This window comes from Actinomadura physcomitrii (assembly GCF_008923205.2).
Classification (GTDB): domain Bacteria; phylum Actinomycetota; class Actinomycetes; order Streptosporangiales; family Streptosporangiaceae; genus Spirillospora; species Spirillospora physcomitrii.
This window is the reverse complement of record NZ_WBMS02000006.1, coordinates 276116-302881: the sequence shown is the minus strand read 5'-3', so window position 1 is coordinate 302881 and position 26766 is coordinate 276116. Positions and strand designations below refer to the sequence as shown.

Here is a 26766-nt window from a genome sequence, read left to right as displayed (position 1 = left end):
GCAGAAATCCCGCGAATGGAAACTCGCCGCCCAGCGCATGGCCACCGCCGTCTCCGGCATGAGCAAGGTCATCGGCGAATCCCACGACATCCACCTCGGCGCCGAACGCCAGAACACCGCCATGTGGAGCGCCTGACCCGCAGGTAAGGACCACCATGCCTCCCCAAGACCCCACCACCAACGACCTCAACCAACTCCTCTACCCCCACGGCGCTCCCTTGGCCGACCCCTCCCCCACCAACAGCTCCCCTACGACGCCACCGGCCGCCGGCACCCCGGCCCGGGGCGCCGGCGGGTACGAGGTCCGCCGTCGCGAACTCCTCAAGGTCGCCGACGAGATGCGCGCCGACATCGAGTCCGTAGAGCAGGCCGTCCAAGCCCTCAAGATCCAGGTACACCAGGTCGGCGACTGGGACGTGGCGCAACAACTCGCGTCCAAGGTCAACACCGCCCACACCAACATGCTCGGCGTCCTCGACCTCTACGTACAGGTCGCCAAGGCGACAGCCGGCCGGGTCGAGAACTCCGCGAAGACCTACGGCAAGGCAGAAGAAGGAGCAAAGGAAGCGTCCCGAACCCCGACGCCGACGAACGTGACCCCTTGGTAACCCACACCTCGTACCGAGCAACCGTTGCACCGACAGGAGGCGAGCGGCTTTGACACTCCACCCGTACGAGCACGGCATCCGCCCCGGCTCCCTCGGCCACGGTGACCCGGCCCAGTACGACTACCTGACCATCAAGTCCTTCTTCGCGAACGCCAAACCTGCCGACCTGGAAGGGCTCCAGCAGGCGTACACCAAACTGCAGAGCGCCCTCCAGGACCTCGAACAGCGGCTCGGCCAGCACACCAAACGCCTGACCCAGATCTGGGACGGTGACGCCCAGCAGGCCGGCACTTCCGAGCTCAAGCAGCTCACCGAGAACGCCGCCACCCTCGCCAAGGCGAGCGGCCAGTTCGGCACGGCAATGCAGAGCGGCGCCGCCGCCCTGCGAAACCCGCCCCAGCTTCCGCCACCGTCCGGCCCCGCAGGCGCCCTGCCAGGCCTCATCGGCGAAGCCGCCGCCTCCCCAGCCGACACAAAAGCCGCCCAAGAGGCCCTGGCCAAAACCAACACGTCCCTAGCCTCAGCCTTCAACCAAATCCCCGCCACCCTCGCCCTCGAGGTTACCGACAACAAAAACGAGATTCCCTACAGCGGAGGTTCTCAGCTGGCAGGAACGCCAGGTGGGCCAACGGGAGGGGGCGGGACAACCGGCGGCATCCCCTCCCTCGACACCGCAGGGTCTCCAGGAGCAAGGACCACGACACCGCAATCGTCTCTCAAATCCGTGAGCCCTTCGAGTCCAAAGACCATAGGAGTTCTCACCGGAGAGCCGGTGGCCTCGTCTCCCGCGCCTTCACCTGCTCACAATCCCTCAGACCTGGAAGGGGCCACCCCCGCCTTCGGCGAGCAGCCCGGAGGCGCGCCTGAATCAACGTCGCCGACACCGCCTGCGACCGGTGGGAAGGGCCTCGCTCCGGGAGGTATTCCCCGCGGCATCGGGGTCGGAGTGCCTTTGCCGCCGACCGGTCAAAGCTCTTCGCCACGTCCGGTTCCGGGGAAGCAGGTGCGCGGTTTGCCTCATCCTCCGCAGTCGGCGGATCCAGGACTGCACGAGGGCGGCAGACTGGGGCCGAACCGCATGATGCCTCGCGGGGTCCTCGGCAGCACCGGTTTCAAGAGCCTGGGAGGCATAGGTGAAGAACCGTTGGGCTCCTACGGCACTGCGGGGGGACCACGGCAAATGCCGGCAGGCGGTGTCTTGCGCAATGGGGTCCTGCGGCCCGGCACAGACGCCACGGGCATACCGATGAACGAGGTTCGTCGCGAGACCGTCGGGACTGGCCTCCCCATGACGGGAGGCATCGGAGGCGGCGGTGTGAGCGGTGAACGATCAAGAGACGTCTCCCTCGCCGAGGACGATGACCTGTGGAGGGACGAAACGGCCGTCTCCCCACGGGTCATCGGCAAGCCTGATCGATCCTCCGGGGACGCACAACATGGCAACTAACCCGCATGCGCGGAGGGCTCGAGGGGCACGAGGCATCGCAGCTTCGGCCTTGGCTTTGGCTCTCCTCACTCTCGACTGCCCTCCAGCGCAGGCGGCGCCCAAGCCGCGTCCCGAAGAGTGGTGGTTCGACGCTTGGCAGATAACCGAGAAGGTCTGGCCCCTCACCCAAGGCAACGGCGTTACCGTGGGTTTGATCGACACGGGCGTGGAGGCACGGCTCCCAGGGCTGAGGAGCGTCGTCCTGCCGGGCACTGGGGGCGACAACGTACCGAACGGTGACGGCCGCGTAGACTCGGACACCAAAGACGGGGGGCACGGTACCGGCATGGCTGCTCTGATTGCAGCTCAAGGTTCGAGTGACCGGATGGTCGGCATTGCACCGAAGAGCCGCATCCTCCCCATCATCGACTCGACCGTTGGCTTCGCCAGAGATATTCGCTATGCCGTCGATCACGGCGCTAAAGTGATCAACTTGTCCGTAGGTATGCCAGCCGAAAGCTGTCCCGACGCCATACGATCGGCCGTTGACTACGCCATCCAGCATGACGTCGTCCTGGTCGCCGCCGCAGGCAACGAGCCGGAGGACATCACCACAGGCGCCCCCGCCAACTGCCCGGGAGTGCTCGCCGTAGGAGCGCTTGACGCCCATCTCTCGCCATGGCAGAAATCAACTCCAGGACCGAATGTCATGCTCGCAGCCCCGGGAGTATCCGTAGGGTCCATCGGCCGGGCGGGAGCGTTTACCCCGGGGGTTAATGGAACAAGCTCAGCAACGGCACTCACGTCCGGGGTGGTCGCGCTGATGAGGTCCCGCTTCCCTGCCATGTCAGGCCGCGAGATCGTGCAGCGCATGCTGGCCACCGCTAGAGACGTAGGCCCCAAGGGTTGGGACAACAAGACCGGCTACGGCGCCCTGATCCCCTACAAGGCCCTAACCGCCAACGTCTCAAGAACCGCGCCAAACCCAGTCTACAACAGCACCATGACAACACCAGGCAACGAGAGCGAAATGAATGCCAGCAACTCGCCCAATACTTCGGCACACCACGTTCCACCAAAATCGACATCACATGATATTTATAACATGAATATCAGACTTATTCTAGGCGTCGCGGCAATCGCATTTACGACGCTACTAGGCGGCCTGATTTTCAACTTCGCGAGGAAACGAAGATTCCCAAATTAAGGTATCACATCTCTTGTTCAACATACTCTACTCTCAAGAGAAGATGAAACGAACCCGAGCAAAAATTATTCTGGCCACCGTTATTCTGATTAATTGTATTGCCGGGTGCAGCGGAGGCGCATCAAGTTCGGAACCCATCTCTACGACGAAACCGCATTTGACATCACTTCCGCAACTCACACCCGGCGGCCCTGCCCCAGCACACTGGAGCCCGGCCTGGCGGATCACCAGCAAGCTCAAGAATCCGTCTTTTGATCTGGTTGCCGGGGTGCTGATTCTTGGATCCCGCACCGGAATTCAATCGTTCGATGCCCGGTCTGGGGAACTTCGGTGGCAAACCACAGAAAGGACTCACATAAGATCTTACGAAGTAAGCAGTAACGTGGTTCTCGTTGTTACTGAGCAAGGAGATTGGTATGGAGTCGAGGCAGCTACCGGTAAGGTACTCTGGCGGCGCAAAATTCTTGGAACCCTTGCCACGGACACTCCGCGCGCCTCGATGACGACGGAAACAGTACCAGTGCTGCAGGCACCTGCAACTGACGGAGAATCCGAAATACTGGGAGTGGATGCCCGAAGCGGAAAAACTCGCTGGCGCCTCACCCCACAACTCCTGATGGGCTGTACCCCGGATACAACACGCCTGGCGCGAGGAATAGGCCAGAACCATCAGGGTGCCTGGGTCGGCGGGCACTACCTAGCTATGCCGGTGAAGTGCAACACTAAAAGCTATCTTTTGCTGTTCAATATGGACACTAGTAAAGTTGTCTGGCGTTATGCGGCGCCCGCGAACGACAATGTCCAGTCGAACAATTTTCCCGCAACTTACATTAATGGTGTAGCGGTCGATGGCACGACGTCGATAACGGACTCTCAGCAGGTAAAAATCATGACGCCGACCGGGGGCAATATAGCTAACGTCAAGTACCTATCCGCCTCGAACTACAGCTTTCTCCCTCCTATATTGACTGCCGATAACAAAGCCTGGGTTTCTTATTTTGTATTCGGGCAAAACAAGGTCGGCCAGTCAGTGATCGACCTCACCAATGGGCATACAACCCACTTCGACGAGCGATCCGACCTGTCAGGAGATTCTCGGGCCCTGATCGCTTTCGATGGCGCCAGAATATATCTGTCAACTACACCAGGCGTGTTCGCCGTCACTGATGTCCAGACCTCTTCAACGCAAGAGGTAACTGTTTCGAACACGAGGGTGGCTTCTCCATCGTGGTTGGCAGTTGCCGCTGGCTCACTCTACGTTGCAGGCCTGTCGACCGGAGATCGTCAAACCAATTCGACCACGGTTACTCGGCTCAGCTGAAACAGGGACGAAACGATGACAGAAGGATTTTCCGTCTTTTATCCAGCTCTCATTAGCACTGCCAAGACCTTTGCTCAATCTGCGAGCACTTATGAGAGCCTGATGCCCGATGAGGGATTTCCGGTGCCGCGTAGTGGCAGTGAGATACTTGATCGCACCATGGCACTCGCGCTTCATGCGATGGGTGGAGCGCATAACATCATCGCCGACGTGATCGACCAGCATGCCTTCAAGCTGGCCGATTCACATCGGTCATACTCGACGGCGGAGAGCGATATTATAGACGCGATTCTCAACAACGTCTTCAGCAAACCTGCTCTTCGAAACCCACCCAAAGGACAGCCAGCCGGAACCGTCATGGAGATCCCAGAGCTCGGAAAGATGCGGCCTAAGCCGTTGCCGCCGGCGAGTTTGCCGACTCAGACGCTTCCATCAGTGGGTTCGCTGCAATACTGGCGCTACTACACAGGCGGCGCCCAAGTAAGGCCTGAAGGAGGAGGGGGCGACCCTTGGATTGGCGGTGATATCGCAGGATTAAGCAATTTGGGCGTCCAGCTCTCTGCGTTCTCAAATCAGACGTCACCAGTGACTGAGGACCTTGTCTCCTCCGTACGCAGACTGCTTCGCGGATCAGGTGAATGGAACGGCACGGGTGCGACCAATTTCGCGCGGGCCTTTTCGTGGGATGCGGCCAACATGCAAGTGCTCCAGCAAAAGATCGCCGAAAGTTTTTCAACTGATGTCATGGGTCTTGCCTGGGACCTCTATGGATGGCAAGGACAACTCGAAACGTATGCACAACCGCTTGTCGACGCCGGATGCAGAGTTGAGTGTGATGGTGATGATTTCGTAGTAACCTCGAACAGGGCAATCGATTATCGAGACGCACTGAGAACCCTGAATAGCGTCTACCACGAAGTCAAGGGCTACGCTAAGCAGGCACGAGATCGAGTCACGAAGAACGTAAACGAGTACTATAAGCTGGCCTACGGCATCCTGGAGAGCTACCGGACCGACAACAGCGGTATATACCACACAACCGATCTGAACGCCGACCAAGGAAATAAGCTACAAAGGTATGTGGATGATCTCGGTGCTTTACAGAAACAGGCTCAGGCCGGTGACCAAGGCGGCCTTCAGATGGATTGGGTCGCTGGCGGGAAGTGGGCTCTGCAGAAAGTCGCCAGCACGGGCCCCTGGGCGGTAGTAGCTGCTCCGATCGTCGAAGGCATTATGACACTGATATCTGGAAAAGAGGGTCGTTGAGATGAGGCGGATGGCATCGTGAGTGACGAACTTTCAGCGAAGTACGCCGGGTTCCAGAACGCCTACGCCGGCTTCACCACCGCGGTGAATGAATATGATAAGGTGCTCACTGCACTTGATCGCGATCTAAAGATATCGTTAAGTGAATGGTCTGGCGACGCTCAGGAGTTTTATCGACTGAGACATGATGAATGGATGGCGGCAAGTCGCCTTATGCACGCCTGGCTCAACGATCTACGCGTTCTTATCGGCCGTTCCCATGTAATCTTGAAAGCAGCCGATGACCAAGTCGCACGGAATTGGCCCGGTTAGGCGTCCCTATACTCATATACCATAAGATGCACCATTGTAACCCCGCCTCGCAGTAACCAGCCCTACCGGGAACTCGGAGTCCCGGCCACCCGAATGCGCGCGAGCTGTCGATAACCTCGCCATCGGCAGTAGTGAGGTCGGCCATGCGAGGCAGACAGTCCTGGTACGACGCGAGGACGAACCTTTCGCTTCAGGCGGGACATGGCGGGGGCATTAGCAGTGCAAAAAGGGACCCGCCAAGGTGGTATCGAGCGTGGGGGCTAGTCGCTGAAAAGTATAAGCGGCGTTAAAAACCATTCGGTTCTGGTGCAGCGGATGTGTAGAAGAAGCACGCGGTAGCGACTGCGGGCTCGGTGACGGTCATTGGGTGCGGGCGCGGGTCGGGGGGCTTGTTGGTGGGCATCGCAGGCTGGGACGGGGGCGGGCCTGGAGCGGCTTTGGGGGAGCTAGGGGTATGCGGTGGCGTGGGGCGGGATTGTGGGGGGATCTTCGGTTGGGGGGCGCTGGGGCGGGAAGTTGGTTGCGCATGGAGATACCGCGGACGCTGGTGCTCGGGGGGCACTTTCCGCCGGAGCCGGGCGGGGTCCAGACGTTCACGTGGGAGCTGGTGCGGCGGCTGCCCGCCGACCGGGTGGTGGTCGTCGCGCCGGCGCGGGCCGGGGCGGCCGGGTTCGATGAGCAGCTGGACTTCCCCGTTGTGCGGCGGCACGGGTACCTGCTGTGCCGTGGGCTGCGGCGGCTCGTCGCGCGGTACGGGGCGGACGCGGCGTGGATCACGGCCGTGGCGCCGTTCGGGCTTTACGCGCCGCTGGTGCGGGCCGCGGGGGTGGGGCGGGTCGTCGGGTCGACGCACGGGCAGGAGCTGGGGTGGTTCCGGGCGCCGCCGACGAGGGCGGCGCTGCGGGCGGCGGCCCGGTCGTTCGACGTGCTGACGTATCTCAGCAAGGGGACGCTTCCGGGGCTGAGGGAGGTGGTCGGGGACCGGGCGCGGCTGGTGCAGATGGCGGGGGCGGTGGACACGGGGCGGTTCCGGCCGGGGCTGGATGGGGCGCGGATCCGGCGGCGGCACGGGCTCGGGGACGGGCCGGTGGTGCTGAGCGTGGCGCGGCTGGTGCGCAGGAAAGGGCATGACGTGCTGCTGCGGGCGTGGCGGGACGTGGTCCGCAGGACGCCGGACGCGCGGTTGGTGATCGTCGGGGACGGGCCGATGCGGTCGCGGCTCGCGGAGCTGGCGCGGGAGGCGGGAGGGACGGTCACGCTGGCCGGCACGGTGGCGCCCGCGGACCTGCCCTTCTACTACGCGGCCGCCGACGTGTTCACGCTGCCGTGCCGGGACGACCGGCGCGGGTTGCAGACCGAGGGGCTCGGGCTCTCGGTGCTGGAGGCGTCCGCGGCGGGGCTGCCGGTCGTGGTGGGCCGGTCGGGCGGCAGCCCGGAGGCGCTGGTGGACGGAACAACGGGGATACTGGTCGACGCGTCGGAGCCGGACGAGCTGGCGCTCGCGCTGCACAGGCTGCTGGCACAGCCCCGGCGTGCGGCGGAGCTGGGCGCGGCCGGGCGGGAGTGGGCGTGCGGGCGGTGGAGCTGGGATGCCGCCGCGGCGCGGCTCGCGGCGCTGCTGGGCGACGGCCCCATCCGCCGCCGGACCCCGTGGATGGAACCCGCATGGCGCTCAAGGAGCAGCTGACCCGGCCGGACTTCCGGCGGCTGATCATCGGCCAGACCGTGTCGGCGCTCGGCGACTGGATGGGCACGCTCGCGCTGATGTACTTCGTGCTGGAGCTGAGCGGGTCGACGACGGCGGTCGGCGGGGTGCTGGTGCTGCGGCTGCTGCCGTCCGCGCTGGGTGCGCCGGTGGCGGCGCGGGTGGTGACGCGGTGGCGGCGGCGCAGGGTGATGCTGACGTCCGACCTGGTCAGGGCGGGGATGGCGGTGGCGCTGCCGGTCGTGGCGGGGCTGTGGTGGGTGTACTTCTGGGCGTTCATGATCGAGGTGGTGGGGCTGATGTTCCTGCCGGCCCGGGACGCGGCGATCCCGTTCCTGATCGGGGAGGACCGCGAGGAGGGCAAGGACGACCACGACACCGGGACGCTGGAGCTGGCGAACGGGATCACGATGGCGACGTCGTACGGGATGATCCCGTTCGGCGCGGGGGCGTTCGGGCTGATCCTGTGGATATCGGAGCAGGCGGGGTGGGGCGGCCACTGGCGGTACGTGCTGGTGTTCTGGCTGGACGCGCTGACGTACCTGGCGTCGTGGCTGGCGGTGCAGGCGATCCCGGACCTCGGGCCGGGGCCGGGCGAGAGGCTCGCGATGGAGCGGGACGAGCGGGAGGCGGGCGAGAAGCACGGCTTCTTCAGCGCGCTGAGGCTGCGGGTGGTGCGGAGCGTGCTGCCGGGGATCGTGGTGGTGGCGCTGGGGCTCGGCGCGCTGTTCTCGCTGGGCGTGGTGTTCGTGAAGGGTGTGATCAACGCGGGGCAGATCGGGTTCGGCGCGCTGGTGGTGTGCTTCGGGGTGGGGGCGGTCGTGGGGCTGCTGCTCCTGCACCGCAAGACGGGCAGCCTGCTGACGCAGGTCAGGGTGGCTACGGCGGTGCAGGGGGTGGTGATCGCGTCGATGGGCGGGCTGGCGTCCAAGTCGTGGTCGTTCGCCGGGGCGGTGCTGTTCGGCGCGGCGGCGACGAGCGCGCTGGTCGGCGGGATCACCTACCTGCAGGAGAGCCTCGGCGGGGTGGACCGGAACCTGGCGCTCACCGCGTTCCACGCGGTGCTGCGGTTCGGGCTGGCGCTGGCGGCGCTGCTGGCGGGCGGCGCCGCCGACCTCCTGAAGGAGGCCGGCGGGCGTCCGCTCGGCATGGTCCCGGCGCAGTTCGTGCTGATGCTGTCCGGCCTGGTGGTGCTGGCCGGCACCTTCCTGATCCGTGCCCCGGGGGGGCGGGAGCCGGCCGCTACTTGACCGGGACGGGTGCGGACGGCGCGTCCTGCAGCGGCTGCTCGGCCTCGCCGCGGGTGTTGGCGGCGCGCAGCGCGACGACCGCGGCGGCGGCGAGGAAGATGCTGCAGGCGAGCAGGGCGCGGGAGAACCCGCCGGTCAGCGCGTCCGGCATGGGCTTGCGGTCGGCGACGAGGTCGTGGGTGCGGGCGGTGGCGAGGGCGGAGAAGATCGCGAGGCCGAGCGCGCCGCCGAGCTGCTGCGAGGCGTTGAGCAGCGCCGCGGCGATGCCCGCCTGGTCCGGGGCGACGTTGGCGTTGGCGGCCGTGGTGATCGACACGAACGCCAGGCCGAGCCCGATCGAGGCGATCATGAGGCCGGGCAGCAGGTCGGTGAGGTACGCGCCGTCCACCGGGATGCGGGACAGCCAGTAGACGCCGGCGCCCGCGAGCAGCAGCCCGGCGACGATCACGGGGCGGGTGCCGATCCGGGCGAGCAGCTGGGACGCGATCCCGGCGGCGATGCCGACGCCGAAGCAGAGCGGCAGGTAGGCCGAGCCGGTCTTCATCGGCGAGTAGCCGAGGACGTTCTCCATGTAGAGGCTGAGGAAGAAGAACATCGAGCCGATCCCGGCGACGGCGACCAGCATCGCGACGTCGGCGGCGCCGAGCCCGCGGATCCGGAAGATCGACAGGGGCAGCAGCGGGTTGCGGCCGCGCTGCTCGTTGAGCAGGAACGCCAGCAGGATCATCGCGGCGCCGGCGAGGCCGCCGATGGTGCGGGCCGCGCCCCAGCCGACGTCCGGCGCCTTGACGATGGTGTAGACGAGCAGCAGCATCCCGGCGGTGACGAGGACGGCGCCGAGGAGGTCGAAGTCGGCGAACCGGGCGCTCCGCCGGTCGCCCTCGACCAGCAGGAACAGCCCCGCGATCACGATCACGCAGACCGGCACGTTCACGAGCATCACCCAGCGCCAGCCGGGCCCGTCGGTGAGCAGCCCGCCGAGCAGCACGCCCGCGGCGGACGCGCCGCCGGCGACGCCGCCCCACACGCCGAGCGCCTTGGCGCGGTCGCCGCCCTCCTTGAACGTCGTGGTGAGGATCGACAGGGTGCCGGGCAGCATCAGCGCCGCGCCGATGCCCTGCGCGAAGCGGGCGCCGACCAGCATCCCGGAGCTCTGCGCGAGGCCGCCGGTCACCGAGGACAGCGAGAACAGGACGGTCCCGGCGACGACGATGCGGCGGCGGCCGAGCAGGTCGGAGAGGCGGCCGCCGAGCAGCATGAAACCGCCGTAGGTGAGCAGGTATCCGGACGGTACCCACTGCAGGTTCTGGACGGAGAAGTCCAGGTCCTTGCGCATCGCGGGCAGCGCCACGTTGACGATCGAGGCGTCGATGAAGTCCAGGAACGCGATCGCGCACAGCAGTGTCAGGGTGATCTTGCCGCGCCCGGTCGCGAGGAAGGACGGGCGGGCGTCCGTGGTCGCCATCATCATCTCCAGTTCTCAGGCGCTCGCCGGCGTCCGCCAGCGGGGCGCGCGTTCGTAGCGGGGCCGCCAGAGGGCCCGGTACAGCAGCCGGACGGGCGGCGGGACGATGCCGAGGACCTTGCGGCGCGTGTCGTCCTCGGCGCCGTCGAGCAGCCAGGGGAAGAAGGCGGCGGCGCCGCTGATGCCGAGCCTGGCGCGCTGCTCGGCGCCGAAGGCGTCCCATTCCTTCTCGGTCAGCAGTTTCTGGACGAGCGGCAGCGCCAGCTCCTCCTCGTGGTCGCAGTGCGCGGTGAGGCCCTGCGCGAGTTCCGAAGCGCGCGCGGCGAGGACCTCGGCGGGCGCGGACGCGTTGATCGCGGCCTCGACGCCGTCCAGCAGAAGGTCGAGGGCGTTGTGCTCGTCCTCCATCTGCTCGAGGACGGCGGTGTCGGCGACCCGGCCTTGCAGGACGGGCCACAGATGCGTGTCCTCGGCGGTGTGGTGGACGTGCAGGAACGTGCTGAAGCGGTCCCAGCCTGCGCGGAGCGCGGGGCCGGGGACGTCTCCGGCCTCGGCCATGGCGATGAGCCGGTCGAGGTCGCGTTGGAAGGCGTCGTGGACGGCGTACATGAACGAGACGTCGATGCGCTCGGGCGGGACGGATCGCGTCCGCGCGCCCGGTTCGGTGGTGCGGCTCATGAGGTGGCCCCCTTGTGTCGTGCCGGGATCGACCCGGTCTTGCGAGAGAAGAGGGACGCCGGGCCGGCGAGTGTGACACCGGGCGCCCGGGATGAGGCCCACATCACAGTTCGCTGGGGGATGTCACACTTCGGGGGGTGCGGTCCCTCTAGGGGGTGAGCGCACAGGAGGTCGACCCATGCCCGAAGGCACCGCCGAGGACACCGCGACGCGGGTGTTCGCCGATCACCGGGAGCTGCTGTTCTCGGTCGTCTACAACATGCTCGGGAGCGTCGCCGACACCGAGGACGTGCTGCAGGACACGTGGCTGGCATGGGCGGCCCGGCACAGTGACGGCGCGGCGGAGGAGATCGAGAACCCGCGGGCGTACCTGGTGCGGATCGCGGTGAACACCGCGCTGGCCCGGCAGGCGGTGATCAGCCGCCGCCGCGAGACGTACGTGGGGCCGTGGCTGCCCGAGCCGCTGGTCAGCGACGCGGGCGCGGAGGAGTCGGCGGAGCGGACCGAGGCGGTGTCGATGGCGCTGCTGGTCGTGCTGGAGACGCTGACGCCGCTGGAGCGGGCGGTGTTCGTCCTGCACGAGGTGTTCGGGTACGCGCACACCGAGATCGCGGCGATCCTGGACCGCAGCCCGTCGGCCGTCCGGCAGCTGGCGCACCGGGCCCGCGAGCACGTGCACGCGCGCCGTCCCCGCTACCAGGCGGATCCGAAGGTGCAGCGGCAGGTGACGGAGCGGTTCCTGCGGGCGGCGCTGGGCGGCGACATCCAGGATCTGATGGAGATGCTGGCGCCGGACGTGACGCTGTGGACCGACGGCGGCGGCAAGGCGCGGCCGGCGGCGCTGCGCCCGATCCAGGGCGCCGACCGGGTCGCCCGGACGATCACCGGTGGCTCCGGGCGGGAGCGGTGGCCGCTGGACATCCGGTACCGCACCGTCAACGGCGACCCGTCGGCGGTGCTGTTCGACCACGGCGACGCGCCGTTCGGCGTGATGGTCCTCGATCTCGAGCCGGAGGGCGACCGGATCCGCGGCATCTACGCGGTCACCAATCCGGACAAGCTCACCCACATCGACGATCACCGCTGAGAGACGCGGTCCGCCGCCGGGGGCCGCGGCGGCGGACCGTCCCGGCCCCGGCCGCCTACGGGCAGGCGGGGAACAGCCGGCGCGTGCCGGTGCCGGCGGCGTAGGCGGCGGGGTCGCTGAACCGGCAGCCGTAGTCGGGGCGGGCGACCACGGACGGCCTGGTCGTGACGTCGCCGGCCGGGCGGCGGCCCGTGTCGACCCAGCGGACCAGGTCGTCCCAGGCGGCGCCGGCCTCGGCCGCGGAGAACTCGCAGTGCTCCGCGGTGCGAATCGCCCGCTGGACGAGCAGCCCCGACCGGTGGTTGCGGGCGGTCTCGGCCGCGTAGACCTCCTCCATGGAGAACGGCACGAACATGTCGCCGAGTCCGTGCAGGGTCAGGACGGGGACGTTCGGGCGGCCGCTGATCAGGGGGACCTGCGACAGCCGGTGCGAGAGGCGAGCGGCCGGGTTCGCGGCGCGCACCCGCTGGACGGTGCGGTTGACCTCGACCGGCCTGTCCGGCGCGTAGCGGGTGAACAGGTTGGTCGCGATCTGGCCCGGGTACTCGGCGAGCGTGGCGCCGGGCGTGGACGGGGTCGCGAGGGTGAACGGGAAGTCCTTCCAGTACGCGAACGCCTGCTCGGCGCCGGGGCGCGGGCCGCCCGTCCGGCCGATCATGATCGAGCGGAACTGCCCGCCGCGCGCGTTGGCGGTGTCGGGGCCGCCGGGGGTCAGCCCGGTCAGCCCGAGCGCCTGCTCGATCTTCGGCACGGTCGTGGTCTGGTAGGCGGCGGTCACCGGGTACTCGCGGACGCCGGACAGGTCCTGCGCGACGAGGTTGTAGTCGAGGAAGTAGTCGAACAGGGCGTCGTCGCCGAGGACACCGCACATCGGCAGCGCGCCGGCGTAGTAGCCGGGGTACTGCTCGATCGAGCGGCCGATGATGTGCCCGCCCATGGACGCGCCGAGGATGATCCGCTGCCGGGGCCGTCCGACCTTGGCGGCGAACAGGTCGGCGAGGTCGCGGGTGCCGGTGACGCCCGCCCGCACGTCGTAGCCGTTGTCGTAGTAGGACGACGCGGCCCACGCGTAGCCCTGGTCGAGGAGCCGCTGCCGCAGCCCGAACGGCGGCGGGCCGACCGTCAGCACCTTGCCCTGCCCGGCGTAGCCGTGCGCGTACATCGCCAGCCGCCCGTTCCAGTGCGGCGGCACCTCGATGTCATAGGCGGCGTGCCGGTGGACGCCCTGCATGACCCTGGACGGGGCGCCGTGCACCTGGACGGGTGCGAGCGGCGGGTTCTGGATCGTGTAGCCCGGCAGCGGCTGGTCGCCGGGGGTCCCGGCGGCGCGGGCCGTCCCGCCGGGCGGCAGTGCGGCGAGCGCCGTGGCGGCGAGGGCGGTGGCGGTGAGGGCGGCGAGGGCACGGACGCGCATGGGGCTCCCCGGGTCGGACGTGCCGCAAGTACATACCGGCCGGTCGGTTTGTGGAATGACCGCGACCGGATCCGGCCGCCCCGCCGCCCCGGCGCCTGCCGTCCCGCGGGGTCGATTCGAGCAGACGTGCCTGGGTAGGGGGTCAGCGCGATCGCTCGCGGCCCGGAGGCGCCGGGCGCGGATCGCCCGACCACTATGAGCATTCTCGGGATGATCTTCGCCGTGGTGGCGGCCGCGTTCACCGGGCTCGGCTTCGTCGCCCAGCAGCATGCCGCCTACCGGGAGCCGCTGGAGGAGATGCTGCACCCGCGGCTGCTGCTGCACCTGCTCCGCAGCCGGCTCTGGCTGGCCGGCATCGGCACGATGATCATCGGCCAGGTGCTGTTCGCGGTGGCGCTGAACATGGCCGACATCGCCGAGGTCGAGCCGCTGCTGGCGAGCAACCTGATCTTCGCGCTGGTCGCCGCGCACCTGATCTACCGGGAGCGGCTCGGCCGCGCCGAATGGCAGGGCGCGGTGCTGTTCACGGCGGGCGTCGCGCTGTTCCTGACGATCGGGGAGCCGCACGGCGGCGGCGAGCCGAGCACCTGGTCGCCGCGGTGGATCGCCGGCGCGGTGGTGATCGGCCTGGTCGGGCTGCTGACGATCGCCGGCCAGCACCGCGACCTGCGGGTCCGCGCGATCACTCTGGCCTGCGCGGCGGGGCTGCTGTACGGGCTGCAGGACGCGCTGACCCGCAGCGTCCTGCTGCTGTTCGACCAGGGCGTCTGGCAGGCGGCCAAGGACTGGCAGCCCTACGCCCTGGTGTTCATCGGGGCGACCGCGCTGCTGTACTCGCAGAGCGCGTTCGACGCGGCGCCGCTGCGGATCTCGCTGCCCGCGACGACGGCGGCCGAGCCGCTCGTCGGCATCGCGCTCAGCATCGTGGTGTTCGGGGAGCGGCTCCGGGTGTCGGTGGGCAGCCTGGCGCTGGAGGCGATCGGGCTCGCCGCCATGGTCGCCGGGATCGTCGTCCTCGGCCGCTCCCCCTACCTGGGCAAACCCGGCGACCGCGCGGACGCGCGCAAGGACGGGGTGCAGGCCTGATGCTCCCGGTCCTGTTCGCGGTCCTCGCCGCCGCCGCCAACGCGCTCGCGTCGGTGCTGCAGCGGCAGGTCGCCAAGGGCGCGCCCGACGAGCACACGTTCCGGCCGTTGCTGATCGTCGACCTGCTGCGCAAGCCCGCCTGGCTCGGCGGGATCGGCGCGCTCATCGCCGCGTTCCTGCTGCAGGCCGCCGCGCTGGACAAGGCCGGGCTGGCGCTCGTCCAGCCGCTCCTGGCGGCCGAGCTGCCGTTCACGATGCTGCTGCTCGGCTGGCTGATGCCCGGGGCGTTCCGCAAGGTGCCGTGGGCCGCGGTCGGCGCGCTCACCGTCGGGCTCGCGGCGCTGCTCACCGCCGCGTCGCCGTCGGAGGGGCCGGGACGCCCCGGGCCGCTCGGCTGGGCGGTCGCCACCGGCGTGACGGCGGGCCTCGCCGCCGGCCTGATCGCGGCGGCCTGGATCTTCAGCGGGCCGCTGCGCGCCGTCCTGCTGGGCGTGACGACCTCGCTGGGGTTCGCGCTGACCGCCGCCTACATGAAGACGGCCACGCAGGTCATCACCGACTCCGGGCTCGGCGCCGCCTTCGCGTCCTGGGAGCTGTACGCGATGGTCGCGACGGGCGTCGCCAGCCTGATCCTGCTGCAGATGGCGCTGGCCAGCGGCACCCTCGTCGTGGTCCAGCCCGCGCTGACGGTGACCGACCCGGTCGCGAGCATCTGCCTCGGCCTCGGCCTGTTCGACGAGCACATCCGCACCGGCGGCTGGGTCGCGATGGAGCTCGCCGGCATCGCGCTGATCCTGGTCGGCAGCATCGGGATCGCCCGCTCCCCCGTGCTGCACGAGCAGCACACCGTCAGCCGAGCGCCGCGCACACCGCCTGCTCGGCGGGTTCGGCGCTGAACAGCGCGTCGACCCGGGCGGCGCGGGTGCGGCGCAGCGCGCCGTCCTCCAGCCGGTCCAGCGCCTGCACCAGCTCGGCGGGCGAGTGCGCGTAGACGCTGAGGCCGCCGCGCGCCATGGCCCGCGCCCCGTCGCGCCCGTGCCCGGGGATCGGCCGGTAGGAGATCACCGGCAGCCCGCACGCGAACGCCTCCCGGCACATCATCCCGGCGGCGTTGTCGACCAGCGCGTACGCGCCCGCCATCAGCCGCGGGACGTCGTCGCGCCAGCCGAGGGCGGGGGCGAGCCCGGTGCCGAGGATCCGCCGGCGCAGGTGCCCGTTCCGGCCGCACAGCACGACCGGCCGGTACCGTCCGGACGCCGCCAGCACGCCCGCCGCCTCCACCACCCGCCCGACGCCCCACGCGCCCGCCGAGATCAGCACGACCCGCTCGTCCGGACCCGCCCCGGACACCTCGCGGAGCCGCGCGCGGCCGTCCCGGGCGTCCGGGCGGCGGAACTCCGGCGGGACGAGCGGCGCGCACGTGCTCGCGGGACGTCCCGTCGCGGCCGTCACCGCCCGCGCCGCCGCCTTGTCCGGGCAGAGGTAGCGGTCGTTGCCGGGATGCAGCCACATCCGGTGGACGGCGAAGTCGGTGAGCAGCACCAGGGACGGCGCGTCCAGCCCCCCGGCCCGGCGCAGCCGCCCGGCGGCCTGCGCGGCGACGTGGAACGTCGACACGACCGCGTCCGGCGGCAGTTCGCGGACACGGTGGTGCAGCCGCGCGGCGATCAGCGCGGTCAGCGGCGAGGGCGGCGGCGGGCGCAGCGGCCCTGGCCGCCGGGAGACGAAGAACGCCCGGTAGACCGCGGCGTAGAGCCACGGCGCGGACCGGATCGCGCCCGCGTAGGCGCGGCGCAGGCCGCGGCCCAGCCGCAGCGGCACGAGGTCCAGGACGTCGACCACGGAGACCTCGACGCCGTGCGGGGCGACCCGCCGTTCCAGTTCCCCGGCGACCGCGTCGTGCCCCGCCCCCATGCCCGCTGTGAGAATTAAGAGTCGCTTGCCCATTAGATGGGACCCCCCTGTGCAAGATGGTCATGTGCACACACATATCCGGGCGCGCCGCGTCGCCGCGGCGGCGGCCGGTCCCGCCGCCGGGCTCGGCGCGGTGCTGCTGGCGCACGCCCTGCCGGCGGTGACCTGGCTCGCGCCGGTCCGCCGCTGCACGCCCCGGATCGCCGGCCGCGGCTTCCCCGACCACGTCGCGCTGACGCTGGACGACGGCCCGGACGGCGCGTCGACGCCGCTGTTCCTCGACGAGCTGGCCCGGCTCGGCTGCCGCGCGACGTTCTTCGTCCTCGGCTCGATGCTGCGCCGCCACCCGGACGTCGGACGGCGCATCGCGGCCGAGGGCCACGAGCTCGGCGTGCACGGCTGGAACCACGGCAACGCGCTGCTCGCCAGGCCCGGGCGGGTCGCGGCGGAGATCGCCCGGACGGTCCGGGCCGTCGAGGCGGTGTGCGGGGTGCGGCCCCGCTGGTACCGGCCGCCGTACGGGGCGCTGAGCGCGGAGGCGCTGGTGGCGGCGCGCCGCAACGGGCTGCGGCCGATCCTGTGGTCGGCGTGGGGACGGGACTGGACGGCGTCCGCGACGCCCGAGTCGGTGCTGGCGGCGCTGTCGCCCGGCCTCGTCGGCGGAGCGACGCTGCTGCTGCACGACAGCGACGTCACGTCCGCGCCGGGGGCGTGGAAGTCGTCGCTGGGGGCGCTGCCGAACGTGGTGGGGGTGTGCCGGGCCGCCGGGCTCACCGTGGGCCCGCTGCGCGATCACGGGATCCCGGCCTGACGGCCGTGCTTCCCCCCGGCCTCGCGGCCGCGTCTTCTGGCGCCCCTGTCACACGGACTCTTCTGCCCCTGGGTGCCGCAGGTATGTGGCCCGCATTCCCCGCCGTCACGTTTGCCGCTTTTGTGCGTTTCACCTCCTGATTCACGGTTACAAGACGCTGAGGGAGATTCTCCTATGGGGGAGGAGATGTCATGAGGGATCGCAGAAGGTCCACAGGAAGGGACTCGCCGGCTCCCGGCGAGGGCACGCCGATGACGGGCCCCGGGCACGAGCACGAGCACGACATGCCCGCGCACGACATGCCCGCCGGCCGTGGCGTCCCCGCCGCGTCCGCCGCACCCAGGGAGGGTGCGATGGAGCGCGAGCAGTTCGCTCTCTGGGAGGACCGTACGCGGATCTCCCTGACGCCGATCGCGGCGCCGTCGATCCTCGGACTGTTCGGCCTCGCCGGCGCGTTCATGATGGTCGGCGCCTGGCAGGCGGACTGGTACGGCTCGGCGCTCACGCCGCTGGTGCTGTTCCCGTTCGTGCTGACCTTCGGGGGACTGGCCCAGTTCCTCGCCGGCATGTGGTCCTACCGGGCCCGGGACGGACTCGCCACCGCCGTACACGGCATGTGGGGCGCGTTCTGGATCGGCTGGGGACTGCTGTTCCTGCTCGTCAGCGTGGGGGCCTACCCGCTGGCGCTGGTGCCCCGGATCGGGGTGACCAACCAGGGCTTCGCCTTCTGGTTCATCGCGCTCTGCGTGATCACCGGAGTGTGCGCGCTGGCCGCGATGGGCAAGAACCTGGCCATGTCCGCGGTCCTGTGGCCGCTCGCCGCGGGAGCGGGGTTCACCGCCGCGGGATTCTGGGCGGGCTCGACCTGGCCCATCCGCGTCGGAGGCTGGCTGTTCGTCATCGCCGCGGGGATCGCCGTGTACACGGCGGCCGCGCTGATGCTCGAGAACAGCTTCGGCCGGACGATCCTGCCGCTCTTCGCGTTCCGGGGAGGCCAGAACATCCCCGGACGCCGCGCCAGGCGTCCGCTGGAGTACCGCTACGGCGAGCCGGGCGTCAAGATCGGTCAGTGATCCCCGGCGCTCCGTGCCGCGCCCCGTCCCCGGGCAAGGGGCCGGGGCACGGGCATGGACGGAGACTTTACCCAGCTCGCGGAAGTTTTACCTTCCCGCTCGCCTATCCTGGGCGTCATTCCACCGGCGCTTGGAGGGGGCGGGATGCGATCGGCGTTTCGGAGGACGTGGCGACGGGCCGTGCAGGCCTACCACCTGGCATGCGCGCGGGACGACGCGGCCAGGCGGAAGCTCTCGGTCCCCAGCGGGGTCTGGGTCTGCGACCACTGCGACGAGGCCCTGCTCGAACTGCACGCCCTCCGCGAGCACGTCCGCACCCGGCACGCCTACATCTGACCGCGCTCCCGGACGCGGCGGCGAAAGCTATTGACATTAGCCAGTTCGGCAAATAGCTTAGCCATCACTGCACCACGTCTCCGGGAGAGAGCCATGCGCCTCGCGCCGAACCTACACCGCCTCGGCAACGACATCGTCGCCTGCTACCTCGTCGACACCCCCGACGGCATCACGCTCATCGACGCGGGCCTGCCCGGCCACTGGCACGACCTGCAGCGCGAACTGAAGGCCCTCGGCAAGTCCGCCGACGACATCCGCGGACTCGTCCTCACCCACGGCGACTCCGACCACATCGGCTTCGCCGAACGCCTGCGCCGCGACCACGGCGTCCCGGTGTACGTGCACTCCGCCGACGCCGCCCGCGCCCGCACCGGCGAGAAGCCGAAGACCCCGATCGGCCCCATGCGCCTCGGCCCGACGCTCGGCTTCTTCGGCTACTCGATCAGCAAGAACGGCCTGCGCACCCGGCACGTCGCCGAGGTGACCGAGGTCGCCGACGGCGACGTCCTGGACCTGCCCGGCAGCCCGGTGATCGTCGGCATGCCCGGCCACTCCCCCGGCAGCGTCGGCGTGCACGTCCCGGCCGCCGGCGCGCTCTTCGTCGGCGACGCCCTGACCACCCGTCACGTCCTCACCGGACGCACCGGCCCGCAGCCCGCGCCGTTCACCGACGACCCGGCCGAGGCCCTCGCGTCCCTCGACCGCATCGCCGGCCTGGACGCGTCCTGGGTCCTCCCGGGCCACGGCACCCCCTGGCAGACCTCCCCGTCCGAGGTGGCGGCCGCCGTCCGCAACGCCTGACTCGCTCCGCGCCGATCCTGCGACCAGGAGGGCTACGACCTCACCACTTGATCAACTTGCTCACTGACGAAGACCGCACCCACGTTTATTCGCTGGTTTGCCCGACGGCTGCCAGGGAGCCGGGGCGGTGATGTCGATGAGATTCAGTGACGGTGTCATGGAGATGCATGGGTGAAAGGTGGGCTCTGCGGCGCGGTTCCGCCCTGCCGAGGGAGCGGTTGATCTGCGGGGACCTCGTTCTCCGCCCAAGAACCTGTTCACATCGCTGTGGGGTGGTGCGTCGGTTGAGCAGGGCCGGCTCAGCGGTCTTGAAGTGTGGCCAACATGCGGGCTGCAGGCGTGAGCGCGGCGTCCAGGCGTTGGCGGTCGGGTTCGGGTAGGCCGCCCAAGTCGTCCTCAAGGTCGGCGAGCAGGTCAGCCACCACCTCAGCAGCCAACTCGGCGGTTTCGGCGGCTGGGCCGAGTTTGCTGCGGGCCGCGTCCACTCGTGGCGGGGTGAGCCGCTCGACCGCAGCGGCCAGCAGCCAGGCCGGTACTCCCGTCACCCCGCCGGGCGGCGGCACGAACGGTCGGGCGCCGTTGTAGCGGGCGTCCTCGGCGAAGTCGGGGTGCTTGACCTTCACTACCGGCCGTGGTCCCCGTTCGCTCGTATCCCAGGATCCGGCGGGCTTGAGGACGTAACCTTCGGCGCGGTTACCGGGTAGCTCGGGAAGACCCAGCGCTCCGGGCACCAGCGTTGGGAAGTCGACCGTCAGCTCTCTCAGCTTTCGCCGATGGCCTTGACCCACCAGCGGCACGCACTCCAAGCCGACACTGGCCACCAGTTCCGCCAGTTCTGCGCGGCTCATCCAACGTGGTCCTGACGATGTGCCGACGGTGCCGTCGAACGCCAGCCACACCAGGTCAGGGCTATACCATACGCCGGTCTGTACTGGGCCGATGTCCTCGACCGGCGGTACCTGCGGGTGTGGATAGCCTCCGCCGGCCAGTTCCCCATACAAGATCACGTCCTGTCCGGCCGCCCGGGCCGCTGCCGCCGCCGCTGTCGCCAGTACCGGCCACAGCCGCGTCACCCCGAAGAACGCCTCAAGCCGATCCTCGTCCAGCAGCCCGCGCCGTCCGGCGGCCCGCGCCGTCCGGCCATTGCTGACCAACGCGAGATGGGCGCCGTGCACCTTCTCCTCGGCCACCCAGCTCCCGCCGGGCAACGACCCGTCGCCGAACCGCTGCGGGATTTTCGGATACCACACGGCCTGACCTCCGTTCCGTGCACGGACGCCCCGCTGCCCGGCCGGGGCACTCTGGCGGGCAGCTTCTCCGACGCCCATCTGGAGATCAACTTATTTTCAAACGCTCAGTTCAGAGGCTTCCCTTTGGGGACCGAAGTCATCCCGAGCGGAAATGGTGTCTGCGCACCGAGCGCCGCACACCGAGAACGCTCACCGTTCCCAGCAGGCCGGCCGCGCAGATCACCCTGTACGGCGGGACCGCTGCGGCGACGGCGCCGCCAGCGGCCATGCCGAGACCCTGGAAGGTCATGATGCCGGCGCCCAGCAACGACATCGCCCGTCCTCTCACGTTCTCTGCCACCGCTTGGACGAACCATCTGTCGATGCCCAGCGTGTACCCGGCGCACAGTCCGGTGAGCAGCATAAATCCGACTGCGAGCGGCAACGGGGGCCGAACCACGAAGGCGATCATCGGCAGCAACGACACGGTCATGAGCGGCAGCGCGAGGCGGTCACGGGCGGCAGAGCCGAGCAGGCTGCCGATCAGTGCCTCGCTCACCACCGTGCCGGCGGGCATCGCCGCCAGGAACAGCCCGAAGCCGGCCGAGCCGGCCCCGCAGGCGTCGGCGAAGGGGGCAGCGACCCCTTCGGCGACGACGAAGAACATCGGTGGAACCCACCACATCAGCAGCAGCGAACGGACTCGGGCATCGGCGAGCAGCCGTCCGGTGGAGGCGATCGAGTCACGCGCCATGCTTCCGCTTCGGAGCTCCCGGGCGGGACGGGCACGGGTGCCCAGGCGCAGCAGCAGGGCCGAGCCGATGAACGTCAGGACGGTGACGCGCAGGGCGGTGCGCGGCTCCACCCACGCCAGCAACAGGCCGCCCAGCCCGTAACCGATGATCTGGGAGCTCTGCGAGACGATCCGGATCAACGAGCGGCCGAGGACGTATCGGTCCCCCGTCAGGATGTCGGTGAGGCTCGCCGCCCGGGTGCCGGTGAACAGCGGCGCGATCATCGCGACGGCGAGACGGAGAGGGAACAGGGCCGCCAACGGGGTCGCCGGGACGGCCATCAGTGCCACGCAGCACGCCGACAGCAGGTCGCAGGCGACCAGCACACGGCGGGGCGGGTACCGGTCGGCGATACCGGACAGCACGATCCCGCTGAGCGCGTAGGGCAGGAAGCCGAGGGCGAAGACGAGAGCCGTCAGCGGCGCCGAGCCGGTGTGTCGGAAGACCAGGACGGCCAGCGAGACCTCGGCCAGGACGCCGCCCAGCACCGACAGGAGATGGGCTGCGAAGACGGCTCGGAATTCTTTGACCGCGAACACGGCACCGTATCCGGCCCTGGCGCCTTCCCTGCCCGGAGGGTCGGTCACCGAATTTTCCGATTCTGCATGCGGTGAGGAATTCGCAACCATGGGAATGATGTTCGCTTTCCTTTGTCTGATGCCCGGTTCATTGTGGGGGCAACGTTGCATGGTGGCCGTCCGCACGACATGCCTGCTCGGCCGACGCGGCAGGGACCGGGCCGATCGGAGGCCCGCCGGTCGTTCCAGCGAAGGCGGTGGTGGATCGGTTACGCATGGCTCATCGCCGGTCCGGCGCGGCCCTTCGGGTACCGCGCCGGACCGACATCAGATCTCAGTAATGGCGGCTGAGATCAGATACCCCGGACTCAAACCGGGAACACCATTCTACGGGATCCAGTTCTTGGGAATCCAGTTCTGGCCGTTGCCCATCTCGCCTCACCTCCAAACTTCATCCGAGTTCTCATGGGGATGAGCCCCCATGGCGATTTGGAAGGGACGTCCTGCGACCATTCCCTATGCATTGAACGAAAGTTGAATTTGAGTATGAGCATGGAGGAAGGGGGAGATCTTCTTCTGCTTCTTAAGTGAACCCGGAAGCGGCCAGTTCGGCGTACCGTCCAGACGCGAGCACCGCCTCGGCCCTGCGGCAGCCCGCCGAAAAACCCGTGCCGACCTATCGGCGGGGGGCGTTTCGGCGGCCAGTGTGCCTCCTCCTGGGGCCGGGTGCGCGTTCGTGCGAACGAGCAGCCCACGACGCCGCCGGCGGTCGCAGCCCAGTGTGGTCTTTTGGCTCGTGGCCTGCTGGCTCAAGGTTGGCTCCTTGCTGCAGGAAGGGTCTTTCTCCAAGCCGTCTTCGCGACCCGAGACGAGACAGCCCGGCTGTGTGTGACATGCGAGCGAGAGGAAGGCGCCAACAGCACGACATCGACGCCAGGGTCCGGAGTGCCTGCTTGGGCTGGTCCGCTGGGGGTCGTCTTGGTGCCGCCTCCGATGTCCCGGCTCGCCGGCGCGAGAGATCTAGGGGAAAAGATGTTCTTGGTCACGGGTGCGACGGGCAACGTCGGCTGTGTGCGGAACGCCGGGCAGGCCGTGCATGCGGGTGAGCACGAGGATCTCCTGATGTCCGGCGCGCACGCCCACGGCGCGCAGGGCATCGAGCATGTACCGGCGGTCGACGGGGGAGAACGCCGCATAAGCGATCGGCATGGCCGCCCCTGGCGCGAAGATGCCGAACTCGAACGTCGTGTCGCTCCTGGCACTGCGCAGGTAGTGCAACCGGGAGGGGTCACGTCTCAGCTTGGTCCCGCCCACCAGCATCGAGAAGTGCGCGTCGTAGGCCGCGTCGATCGTGGCCATGGCGATCTCGGCGGACCGGACGAGCGCCTGGACGCGCACTCGTTCGTAGACGTCCGGCACGGCGCCTTCGGCGAGCAACTCACGGGGAAGGGCGGGCAGGTGCAGGCGGACCTGCGTCTGCATCGTTCGGGCGGCCACACCCACACGGTGCGCGTCCGCCTCCCACAGCGATGTGGAGTTCTCGATGAACCGCTCGACATCCGGATCGCGCAGGGCGGCGATGAGATCTTTTCTACTCGAAGCGGAACAAAGGCTCGAACTCCCCGGTGCGTCCGGGCACGTCGATGGCGATTCACGCATCTGGCCAGTCCCTACCGGAGCCGGGCTGAAGGCCGCGCCACAGTGATTTCCTATCTCAGTCGACGCGCGGCGAGGGTACGGCTCGTGCACCTTCCCCGATGCCCTCCCGCCCCGCTTCGCCACGACGCGGCGGGCAGCGTCCTGCCGGACCGGCCGGCGGAGGGTGTTCCTGAGCTCGTCCCCAGGGGGCCGTCCGCACGCCCGGTCCTCACCACCGCTCGGCAGCCGACCGCAACGGCCAGAGAGGCTGGACGCCGCCCGGTCCGCCGGTCACCGGTCGTAGCGGCCCGCGCGGATGTCGCTCACCAGTACCCTGAACGCCCCGCACCCCAACGCCAGCAAAGGGCCGCCTGGGTCCTTCGAGTCCCGCAGAGCCACCGCCACCGCCACTCCGGCCACCTCAACGCACGCTCCGCCCTCGCTGTCACTGCGAGAACTCTTCCGCCAAGAGGCCACCTCAACGCACGTGCCCCCCTCGGAGCCGCTTCTGCTGCTCTTGCGCCAGCGCAGGGATGACCGGTCGAACGTACTCACGTGTCCTCCATGATCGTACGGATCAGCTCTGCGGACGCCGCCGCTGATAGAGCAGTGGACCTGATCACGTCGAAGACGGGTGCCGGAACTAAACACGAAACGCGCATATTCTTCGGTTTGCAATAGTCCGGTGACGAGCAGGGGCTCGAAGATGTTGATCTGGTGCGCCTCCTTCTCCGCTTCGACTAGCGGTCGTACGGCGCTGGGAATGAGACACCGCTTCCGAGCCTCCACATGGCGCTCCCAGATACGGCGGAACATGCCGCCGGTCTGAAAGCGAGTGTCGAGGTCATCGGCGAGCCCCTCCGACGGCGGCTTCTCGAATTTTTCGACCTTGGCGAGCCACTGCGGAGTGCAGCCGAGCGCCGCGGCGAGCTTGTTGCGGGAGAGCTTGGCCGCCTCACGCCTGGCGCACAGCTCGCTGACGAACACTTCCTGATGAACGGACGGGTTGGCGTCGCTCGCGGGTGCCATCGGGTGCCTCCCGGGTGTCAGGCGGGTGCTTCGGGGGTGTCAGGCCGTCTGGTCGGGGTGCCGACTGGGGGGTAGTCGGTTCGTAGCTGAGAGTAACCCGACCCTGTCACGCTCGTCCGACGAAATTCGGACCGAGCACAGGAAGCCCCCGTCCATGAACGAGCAGCAACGCGCACAGCTTCAGGAGGCGTACCCCGCCTGGCACATCCGCCGGCCGCAGGGAATGGAGTGCCTCGTGGCAACGCGCCTCGGCCGGCCTCTCACCGAGCAGGAGATCTACTACGGCCTGTGCGCCACTCTCGTCGAGGACACCTTCGACTTGCTCAGCGAGGCCCTGGCGGAACAGCGCAAGATCGAGGACGCCCTGTGATCTTCGCGCTCGCCATCACCGGCGTCACGCTTATCGCGATCCTCGCCGTTTGGATGCTCGTCCTCGTCGTCAGCATGGAGTTCGCCGACAACGGCTACGTCGGCAAGCATCGCGGCCTGCCCGACCCCAAGCCGAGCAGATCGGGACGGCCCGACTCTCACCGCTCCTATCACCGCACCCTTGGAGGACGAGTACCCGAGCGCACTTCACGGACGCGCGATGGCCGGACGCCGGTCAGCAGATCGGCCTAACGACCGGAGGCACCCGGGGAGAACTCGGCGTCCGTCACCGGCGTGCCCTCGGCACGCAGGTCATCGACGATCTTCGCGAGAGCGTCCAGCGTCGCTGGGACCCGCGTGATCCAGCCGCCGACCTGGTAGCCGGCGGGCCCGTCTCCGGAGAAATCGCCGGTCGATCCGTGGCCATGCCTCACCGAACGTCCGTTGGAACTCCTCCAGCGAAACGCGTTCGCCGCCGTCCAGGGCCCATGCGGGTGGTCGATGCGCAGTCAGGGTGGCGCGCTTGTGTGAACTATGCGCTCGTTCGGCGCGCAACGCGCATCTTCCAGCGGATTCGTGCCGAGTCGATCTGTAATGCCGACCCCGATGACGGCGAAAGATCCGTCATCGAGAGCCAGAATATCGGGAGATCCGCTCGCGGACGTCGTGTCGCCGCGTTCCAAAGGAGTCTTGCCCAGCCGGCCTCAATCGGAGGGCGATTTCGCGGGAGGGGTGATCGGGCGGGTTTGCTCGGGGGCTTACTGGGGTGGGGCGGTGGAGTCGTTCATGCCGAATCCGAACACGTGCCGCCCTGTGGTGCGTCCGGCGCCATTCACCAAGATCATTATTTACCGGTCTCCCCGCACCGGCGGAACTCGATCACGGCGCGCCGGTGGTGTGGACGACGTCACGGCGAGCCGCCGCGGGCCGGAGCCGGCCGCGGTGCGAGCACACGGCTGCGAGCTGAAGGGTCAGCGTGTCCGAGAGCACTTCCGCCGAACTGCCGGCCGAGCTGGAGGAGATGATCGAAAGGCACATGGAACGGTTGCGGGAGGCCAACCGGTGGTCGTCGGCGGCGGCCGCGCGGGCCGTGAGCACCGGCGAGTTCGCCATCGCGGGAGCGGGACGGGGAGCGCCGGCGCCGTCGAGCGAGCGGCCCGACCCTCGCGTCGTCCGGGAGGTGGCCGGGGAGTCCGACAGGCTGCACGCCGAGCTGCGCAGTGAGGCCGACGAGGTGCTCGAACGGATGGACGCGCTCCTGCTCACGGACCTTCCCGCCGAACACCGGGCCGCCGTCGTCGACGCGCGCCACTGGTGGACCGGCTATGTCGGCAGGCTCGCGAAGCTGGACTAGAGCCGTGGGGGGGGGGGGGGGGCCCCCCCCCCGGCCCCCCCACCAACCCACCCCGGGGGGGCGGCCCGCGGGGGG

At 69.0% G+C, this 26766-nt stretch carries 26 protein-coding genes; 17 read left to right on the top strand and 9 right to left on the bottom strand.

Annotated elements, in window-relative coordinates; translation table 11 throughout:
• Nucleotides 1-155: 155 nt before the first annotated feature.
• From F8568_RS10620 to F8568_RS10590, 7 genes are all read left to right on the top strand, one after another.
• A complete protein-coding gene (locus F8568_RS10620; RefSeq protein WP_160573571.1) occupies nucleotides 156-608 on the top strand; it encodes a hypothetical protein in 453 nt (150 codons plus the stop codon).
• Between the two features lie 1358 nt (nucleotides 609-1966).
• The gene (locus F8568_RS10615) at nucleotides 1967-3241 is read left to right on the top strand and encodes a S8 family serine peptidase (protein WP_328600814.1); all 1275 of its coding nucleotides are present in this window, start codon (nucleotides 1967-1969) and stop codon (nucleotides 3239-3241) included.
• Between the two features lie 13 nt (nucleotides 3242-3254).
• A complete protein-coding gene (locus F8568_RS10610) occupies nucleotides 3255-4562 on the top strand; it encodes an outer membrane protein assembly factor BamB family protein (protein ID WP_151593339.1) in 1308 nt (435 codons plus the stop codon).
• A gap of 15 nt (nucleotides 4563-4577) precedes the next feature.
• Nucleotides 4578-5828, top strand: coding sequence for a DUF6317 family protein (locus F8568_RS10605; RefSeq protein WP_236008583.1), 1251 nt, complete (start codon nucleotides 4578-4580; stop codon nucleotides 5826-5828).
• Between the two features lie 18 nt (nucleotides 5829-5846).
• On the top strand, nucleotides 5847-6140 hold the full coding sequence (locus F8568_RS10600; RefSeq protein ID WP_151593337.1) for a WXG100 family type VII secretion target: 294 nt from the start codon (nucleotides 5847-5849) through the stop codon (nucleotides 6138-6140).
• 526 nt (nucleotides 6141-6666) lie between these two features.
• The gene (locus F8568_RS10595; protein ID WP_151593336.1) at nucleotides 6667-7827 is read left to right on the top strand and encodes a glycosyltransferase family 4 protein; all 1161 of its coding nucleotides are present in this window, start codon (nucleotides 6667-6669) and stop codon (nucleotides 7825-7827) included.
• A complete protein-coding gene (locus F8568_RS10590; RefSeq protein ID WP_151593335.1) occupies nucleotides 7806-9095 on the top strand; it encodes an MFS transporter in 1290 nt (429 codons plus the stop codon). The genes F8568_RS10595 and F8568_RS10590 overlap by 22 nt, the downstream gene beginning before the upstream one ends.
• Here F8568_RS10590 and F8568_RS10585 read toward each other — a convergent pair.
• Together F8568_RS10585 and F8568_RS10580 are read right to left on the bottom strand one after the other, a co-directional pair.
• Nucleotides 9088-10566, bottom strand: a complete 1479-nt coding sequence (locus tag F8568_RS10585; protein WP_151593334.1) for an MFS transporter — start codon at nucleotides 10564-10566, stop codon at nucleotides 9088-9090. The two genes, F8568_RS10590 and F8568_RS10585, sit on opposite strands and share 8 nt — an antisense overlap.
• A 9-nt stretch (nucleotides 10567-10575) precedes the next feature.
• A complete protein-coding gene (locus tag F8568_RS10580) occupies nucleotides 10576-11238 on the bottom strand; it encodes a hemerythrin domain-containing protein (RefSeq protein ID WP_151593333.1) in 663 nt (220 codons plus the stop codon).
• 178 nt (nucleotides 11239-11416) lie between these two features.
• On the opposite strand from F8568_RS10580, the gene sigJ reads away from it, so the two are divergent.
• On the top strand, nucleotides 11417-12325 hold the full coding sequence (gene sigJ, locus F8568_RS10575) for an RNA polymerase sigma factor SigJ (protein ID WP_151593332.1): 909 nt from the start codon (nucleotides 11417-11419) through the stop codon (nucleotides 12323-12325).
• A gap of 55 nt (nucleotides 12326-12380) precedes the next feature.
• On the opposite strand, the gene F8568_RS10570 is transcribed toward sigJ, so the two are convergent.
• Nucleotides 12381-13739, bottom strand: coding sequence for an alpha/beta hydrolase family protein (locus F8568_RS10570; protein ID WP_151593331.1), 1359 nt, complete (start codon nucleotides 13737-13739; stop codon nucleotides 12381-12383).
• A 210-nt stretch (nucleotides 13740-13949) separates the two neighbouring features.
• Between F8568_RS10570 and F8568_RS10565 the strand changes: the two genes are divergently transcribed.
• On the top strand, nucleotides 13950-14825 hold the full coding sequence (locus F8568_RS10565; RefSeq protein ID WP_160573569.1) for a DMT family transporter: 876 nt from the start codon (nucleotides 13950-13952) through the stop codon (nucleotides 14823-14825).
• Complete coding sequence (locus F8568_RS10560; protein WP_151593329.1) at nucleotides 14825-15721, top strand: DMT family transporter; 897 nt, start codon at nucleotides 14825-14827, stop codon at nucleotides 15719-15721. Before F8568_RS10565 ends, F8568_RS10560 begins: the two co-directional genes overlap by 1 nt.
• On the opposite strand, the gene F8568_RS10555 is transcribed toward F8568_RS10560, so the two are convergent.
• Nucleotides 15675-16739 (bottom strand): MGDG synthase family glycosyltransferase, encoded by a 1065-nt coding sequence (locus F8568_RS10555; protein WP_236008582.1) that lies wholly within the window; start codon nucleotides 16737-16739, stop codon nucleotides 15675-15677. The two genes, F8568_RS10560 and F8568_RS10555, sit on opposite strands and share 47 nt — an antisense overlap.
• A 64-nt stretch (nucleotides 16740-16803) precedes the next feature.
• Between F8568_RS10555 and F8568_RS10550 the strand changes: the two genes are divergently transcribed.
• The 4 genes from F8568_RS10550 to F8568_RS10535 all read left to right on the top strand — a co-directional run bounded on the left by F8568_RS10550 (nucleotide 16804) and on the right by F8568_RS10535 (nucleotide 19760).
• Entirely contained in the window at nucleotides 16804-17550 is a 747-nt protein-coding gene (locus F8568_RS10550; RefSeq protein ID WP_328600813.1) for a polysaccharide deacetylase family protein, read from the top strand.
• A 191-nt stretch (nucleotides 17551-17741) separates the two neighbouring features.
• Nucleotides 17742-18623, top strand: coding sequence for an acetate uptake transporter family protein (locus F8568_RS10545; RefSeq protein WP_151593326.1), 882 nt, complete (start codon nucleotides 17742-17744; stop codon nucleotides 18621-18623).
• 180 nt (nucleotides 18624-18803) lie between these two features.
• Nucleotides 18804-18959 carry a hypothetical protein gene (locus F8568_RS10540; RefSeq protein WP_160573568.1) on the top strand — a complete coding sequence of 52 codons (156 nt, stop codon included), beginning with the start codon at nucleotides 18804-18806 and terminating at the stop codon, nucleotides 18957-18959.
• Nucleotides 18960-19052: 93 nt separating this feature from the next.
• Nucleotides 19053-19760, top strand: coding sequence for an MBL fold metallo-hydrolase (locus F8568_RS10535; protein ID WP_151593325.1), 708 nt, complete (start codon nucleotides 19053-19055; stop codon nucleotides 19758-19760).
• 299 nt (nucleotides 19761-20059) lie between these two features.
• On the opposite strand, the gene F8568_RS10530 is transcribed toward F8568_RS10535, so the two are convergent.
• From F8568_RS10530 to F8568_RS10515, 4 genes are all read right to left on the bottom strand, one after another.
• Nucleotides 20060-20950 (bottom strand): RNA ligase family protein, encoded by an 891-nt coding sequence (locus tag F8568_RS10530; RefSeq protein WP_160573567.1) that lies wholly within the window; start codon nucleotides 20948-20950, stop codon nucleotides 20060-20062.
• 196 nt (nucleotides 20951-21146) lie between these two features.
• Entirely contained in the window at nucleotides 21147-22487 is a 1341-nt protein-coding gene (locus tag F8568_RS10525) for an MFS transporter (RefSeq protein WP_202124742.1), read from the bottom strand.
• An 834-nt stretch (nucleotides 22488-23321) separates the two neighbouring features.
• Nucleotides 23322-23960 (bottom strand): hypothetical protein, encoded by a 639-nt coding sequence (locus tag F8568_RS10520; protein WP_151593323.1) that lies wholly within the window; start codon nucleotides 23958-23960, stop codon nucleotides 23322-23324.
• A 270-nt stretch (nucleotides 23961-24230) separates the two neighbouring features.
• Complete coding sequence (locus F8568_RS10515) at nucleotides 24231-24968, bottom strand: Scr1 family TA system antitoxin-like transcriptional regulator (RefSeq protein WP_151593322.1); 738 nt, start codon at nucleotides 24966-24968, stop codon at nucleotides 24231-24233.
• 235 nt (nucleotides 24969-25203) lie between these two features.
• On the opposite strand from F8568_RS10515, the gene F8568_RS49470 reads away from it, so the two are divergent.
• The gene (locus tag F8568_RS49470) at nucleotides 25204-25338 is read left to right on the top strand and encodes a hypothetical protein (RefSeq protein ID WP_268896210.1); all 135 of its coding nucleotides are present in this window, start codon (nucleotides 25204-25206) and stop codon (nucleotides 25336-25338) included.
• Nucleotides 25335-25589, top strand: a complete 255-nt coding sequence (locus tag F8568_RS10510; protein WP_151593321.1) for a hypothetical protein — start codon at nucleotides 25335-25337, stop codon at nucleotides 25587-25589. Before F8568_RS49470 ends, F8568_RS10510 begins: the two co-directional genes overlap by 4 nt.
• On the opposite strand, the gene F8568_RS10505 is transcribed toward F8568_RS10510, so the two are convergent.
• A complete protein-coding gene (locus F8568_RS10505) occupies nucleotides 25586-25771 on the bottom strand; it encodes a hypothetical protein (RefSeq protein WP_151593320.1) in 186 nt (61 codons plus the stop codon). The two genes, F8568_RS10510 and F8568_RS10505, sit on opposite strands and share 4 nt — an antisense overlap.
• A gap of 542 nt (nucleotides 25772-26313) precedes the next feature.
• Here F8568_RS10505 and F8568_RS10500 point away from each other — a divergent pair.
• A complete protein-coding gene (locus F8568_RS10500; protein WP_151593319.1) occupies nucleotides 26314-26691 on the top strand; it encodes a hypothetical protein in 378 nt (125 codons plus the stop codon).
• Nucleotides 26692-26766 lie beyond the last annotated feature (75 nt).

Coding starts and splice junctions, on each gene's coding strand:
- F8568_RS10620 (WP_160573571.1), top strand. CDS start 156: ATGCCTCCCCAAGACCCCACCACCAACGACCTCAACCAACTCCTCTAC.
- F8568_RS10615 (WP_328600814.1), top strand. CDS start 1,967: ATGACCTGTGGAGGGACGAAACGGCCGTCTCCCCACGGGTCATCGGCA.
- F8568_RS10605 (WP_236008583.1), top strand. CDS start 4,578: ATGACAGAAGGATTTTCCGTCTTTTATCCAGCTCTCATTAGCACTGCC.
- F8568_RS10595 (WP_151593336.1), top strand. CDS start 6,667: ATGGAGATACCGCGGACGCTGGTGCTCGGGGGGCACTTTCCGCCGGAG.
- F8568_RS10590 (WP_151593335.1), top strand. CDS start 7,806: ATGGCGCTCAAGGAGCAGCTGACCCGGCCGGACTTCCGGCGGCTGATC.
- F8568_RS10585 (WP_151593334.1), bottom strand. CDS start 10,566: ATGATGATGGCGACCACGGACGCCCGCCCGTCCTTCCTCGCGACCGGG.
- F8568_RS10580 (WP_151593333.1), bottom strand. CDS start 11,238: ATGAGCCGCACCACCGAACCGGGCGCGCGGACGCGATCCGTCCCGCCC.
- sigJ (WP_151593332.1), top strand. CDS start 11,417: ATGCCCGAAGGCACCGCCGAGGACACCGCGACGCGGGTGTTCGCCGAT.
- F8568_RS10570 (WP_151593331.1), bottom strand. CDS start 13,739: ATGCGCGTCCGTGCCCTCGCCGCCCTCACCGCCACCGCCCTCGCCGCC.
- F8568_RS10565 (WP_160573569.1), top strand. CDS start 13,950: ATGATCTTCGCCGTGGTGGCGGCCGCGTTCACCGGGCTCGGCTTCGTC.
- F8568_RS10560 (WP_151593329.1), top strand. CDS start 14,825: ATGCTCCCGGTCCTGTTCGCGGTCCTCGCCGCCGCCGCCAACGCGCTC.
- F8568_RS10555 (WP_236008582.1), bottom strand. CDS start 16,739: ATGGGGGCGGGGCACGACGCGGTCGCCGGGGAACTGGAACGGCGGGTC.
- F8568_RS10545 (WP_151593326.1), top strand. CDS start 17,742: ATGAGGGATCGCAGAAGGTCCACAGGAAGGGACTCGCCGGCTCCCGGC.
- F8568_RS10535 (WP_151593325.1), top strand. CDS start 19,053: ATGCGCCTCGCGCCGAACCTACACCGCCTCGGCAACGACATCGTCGCC.
- F8568_RS10520 (WP_151593323.1), bottom strand. CDS start 23,960: ATGCGTGAATCGCCATCGACGTGCCCGGACGCACCGGGGAGTTCGAGC.
- F8568_RS10515 (WP_151593322.1), bottom strand. CDS start 24,968: ATGGCACCCGCGAGCGACGCCAACCCGTCCGTTCATCAGGAAGTGTTC.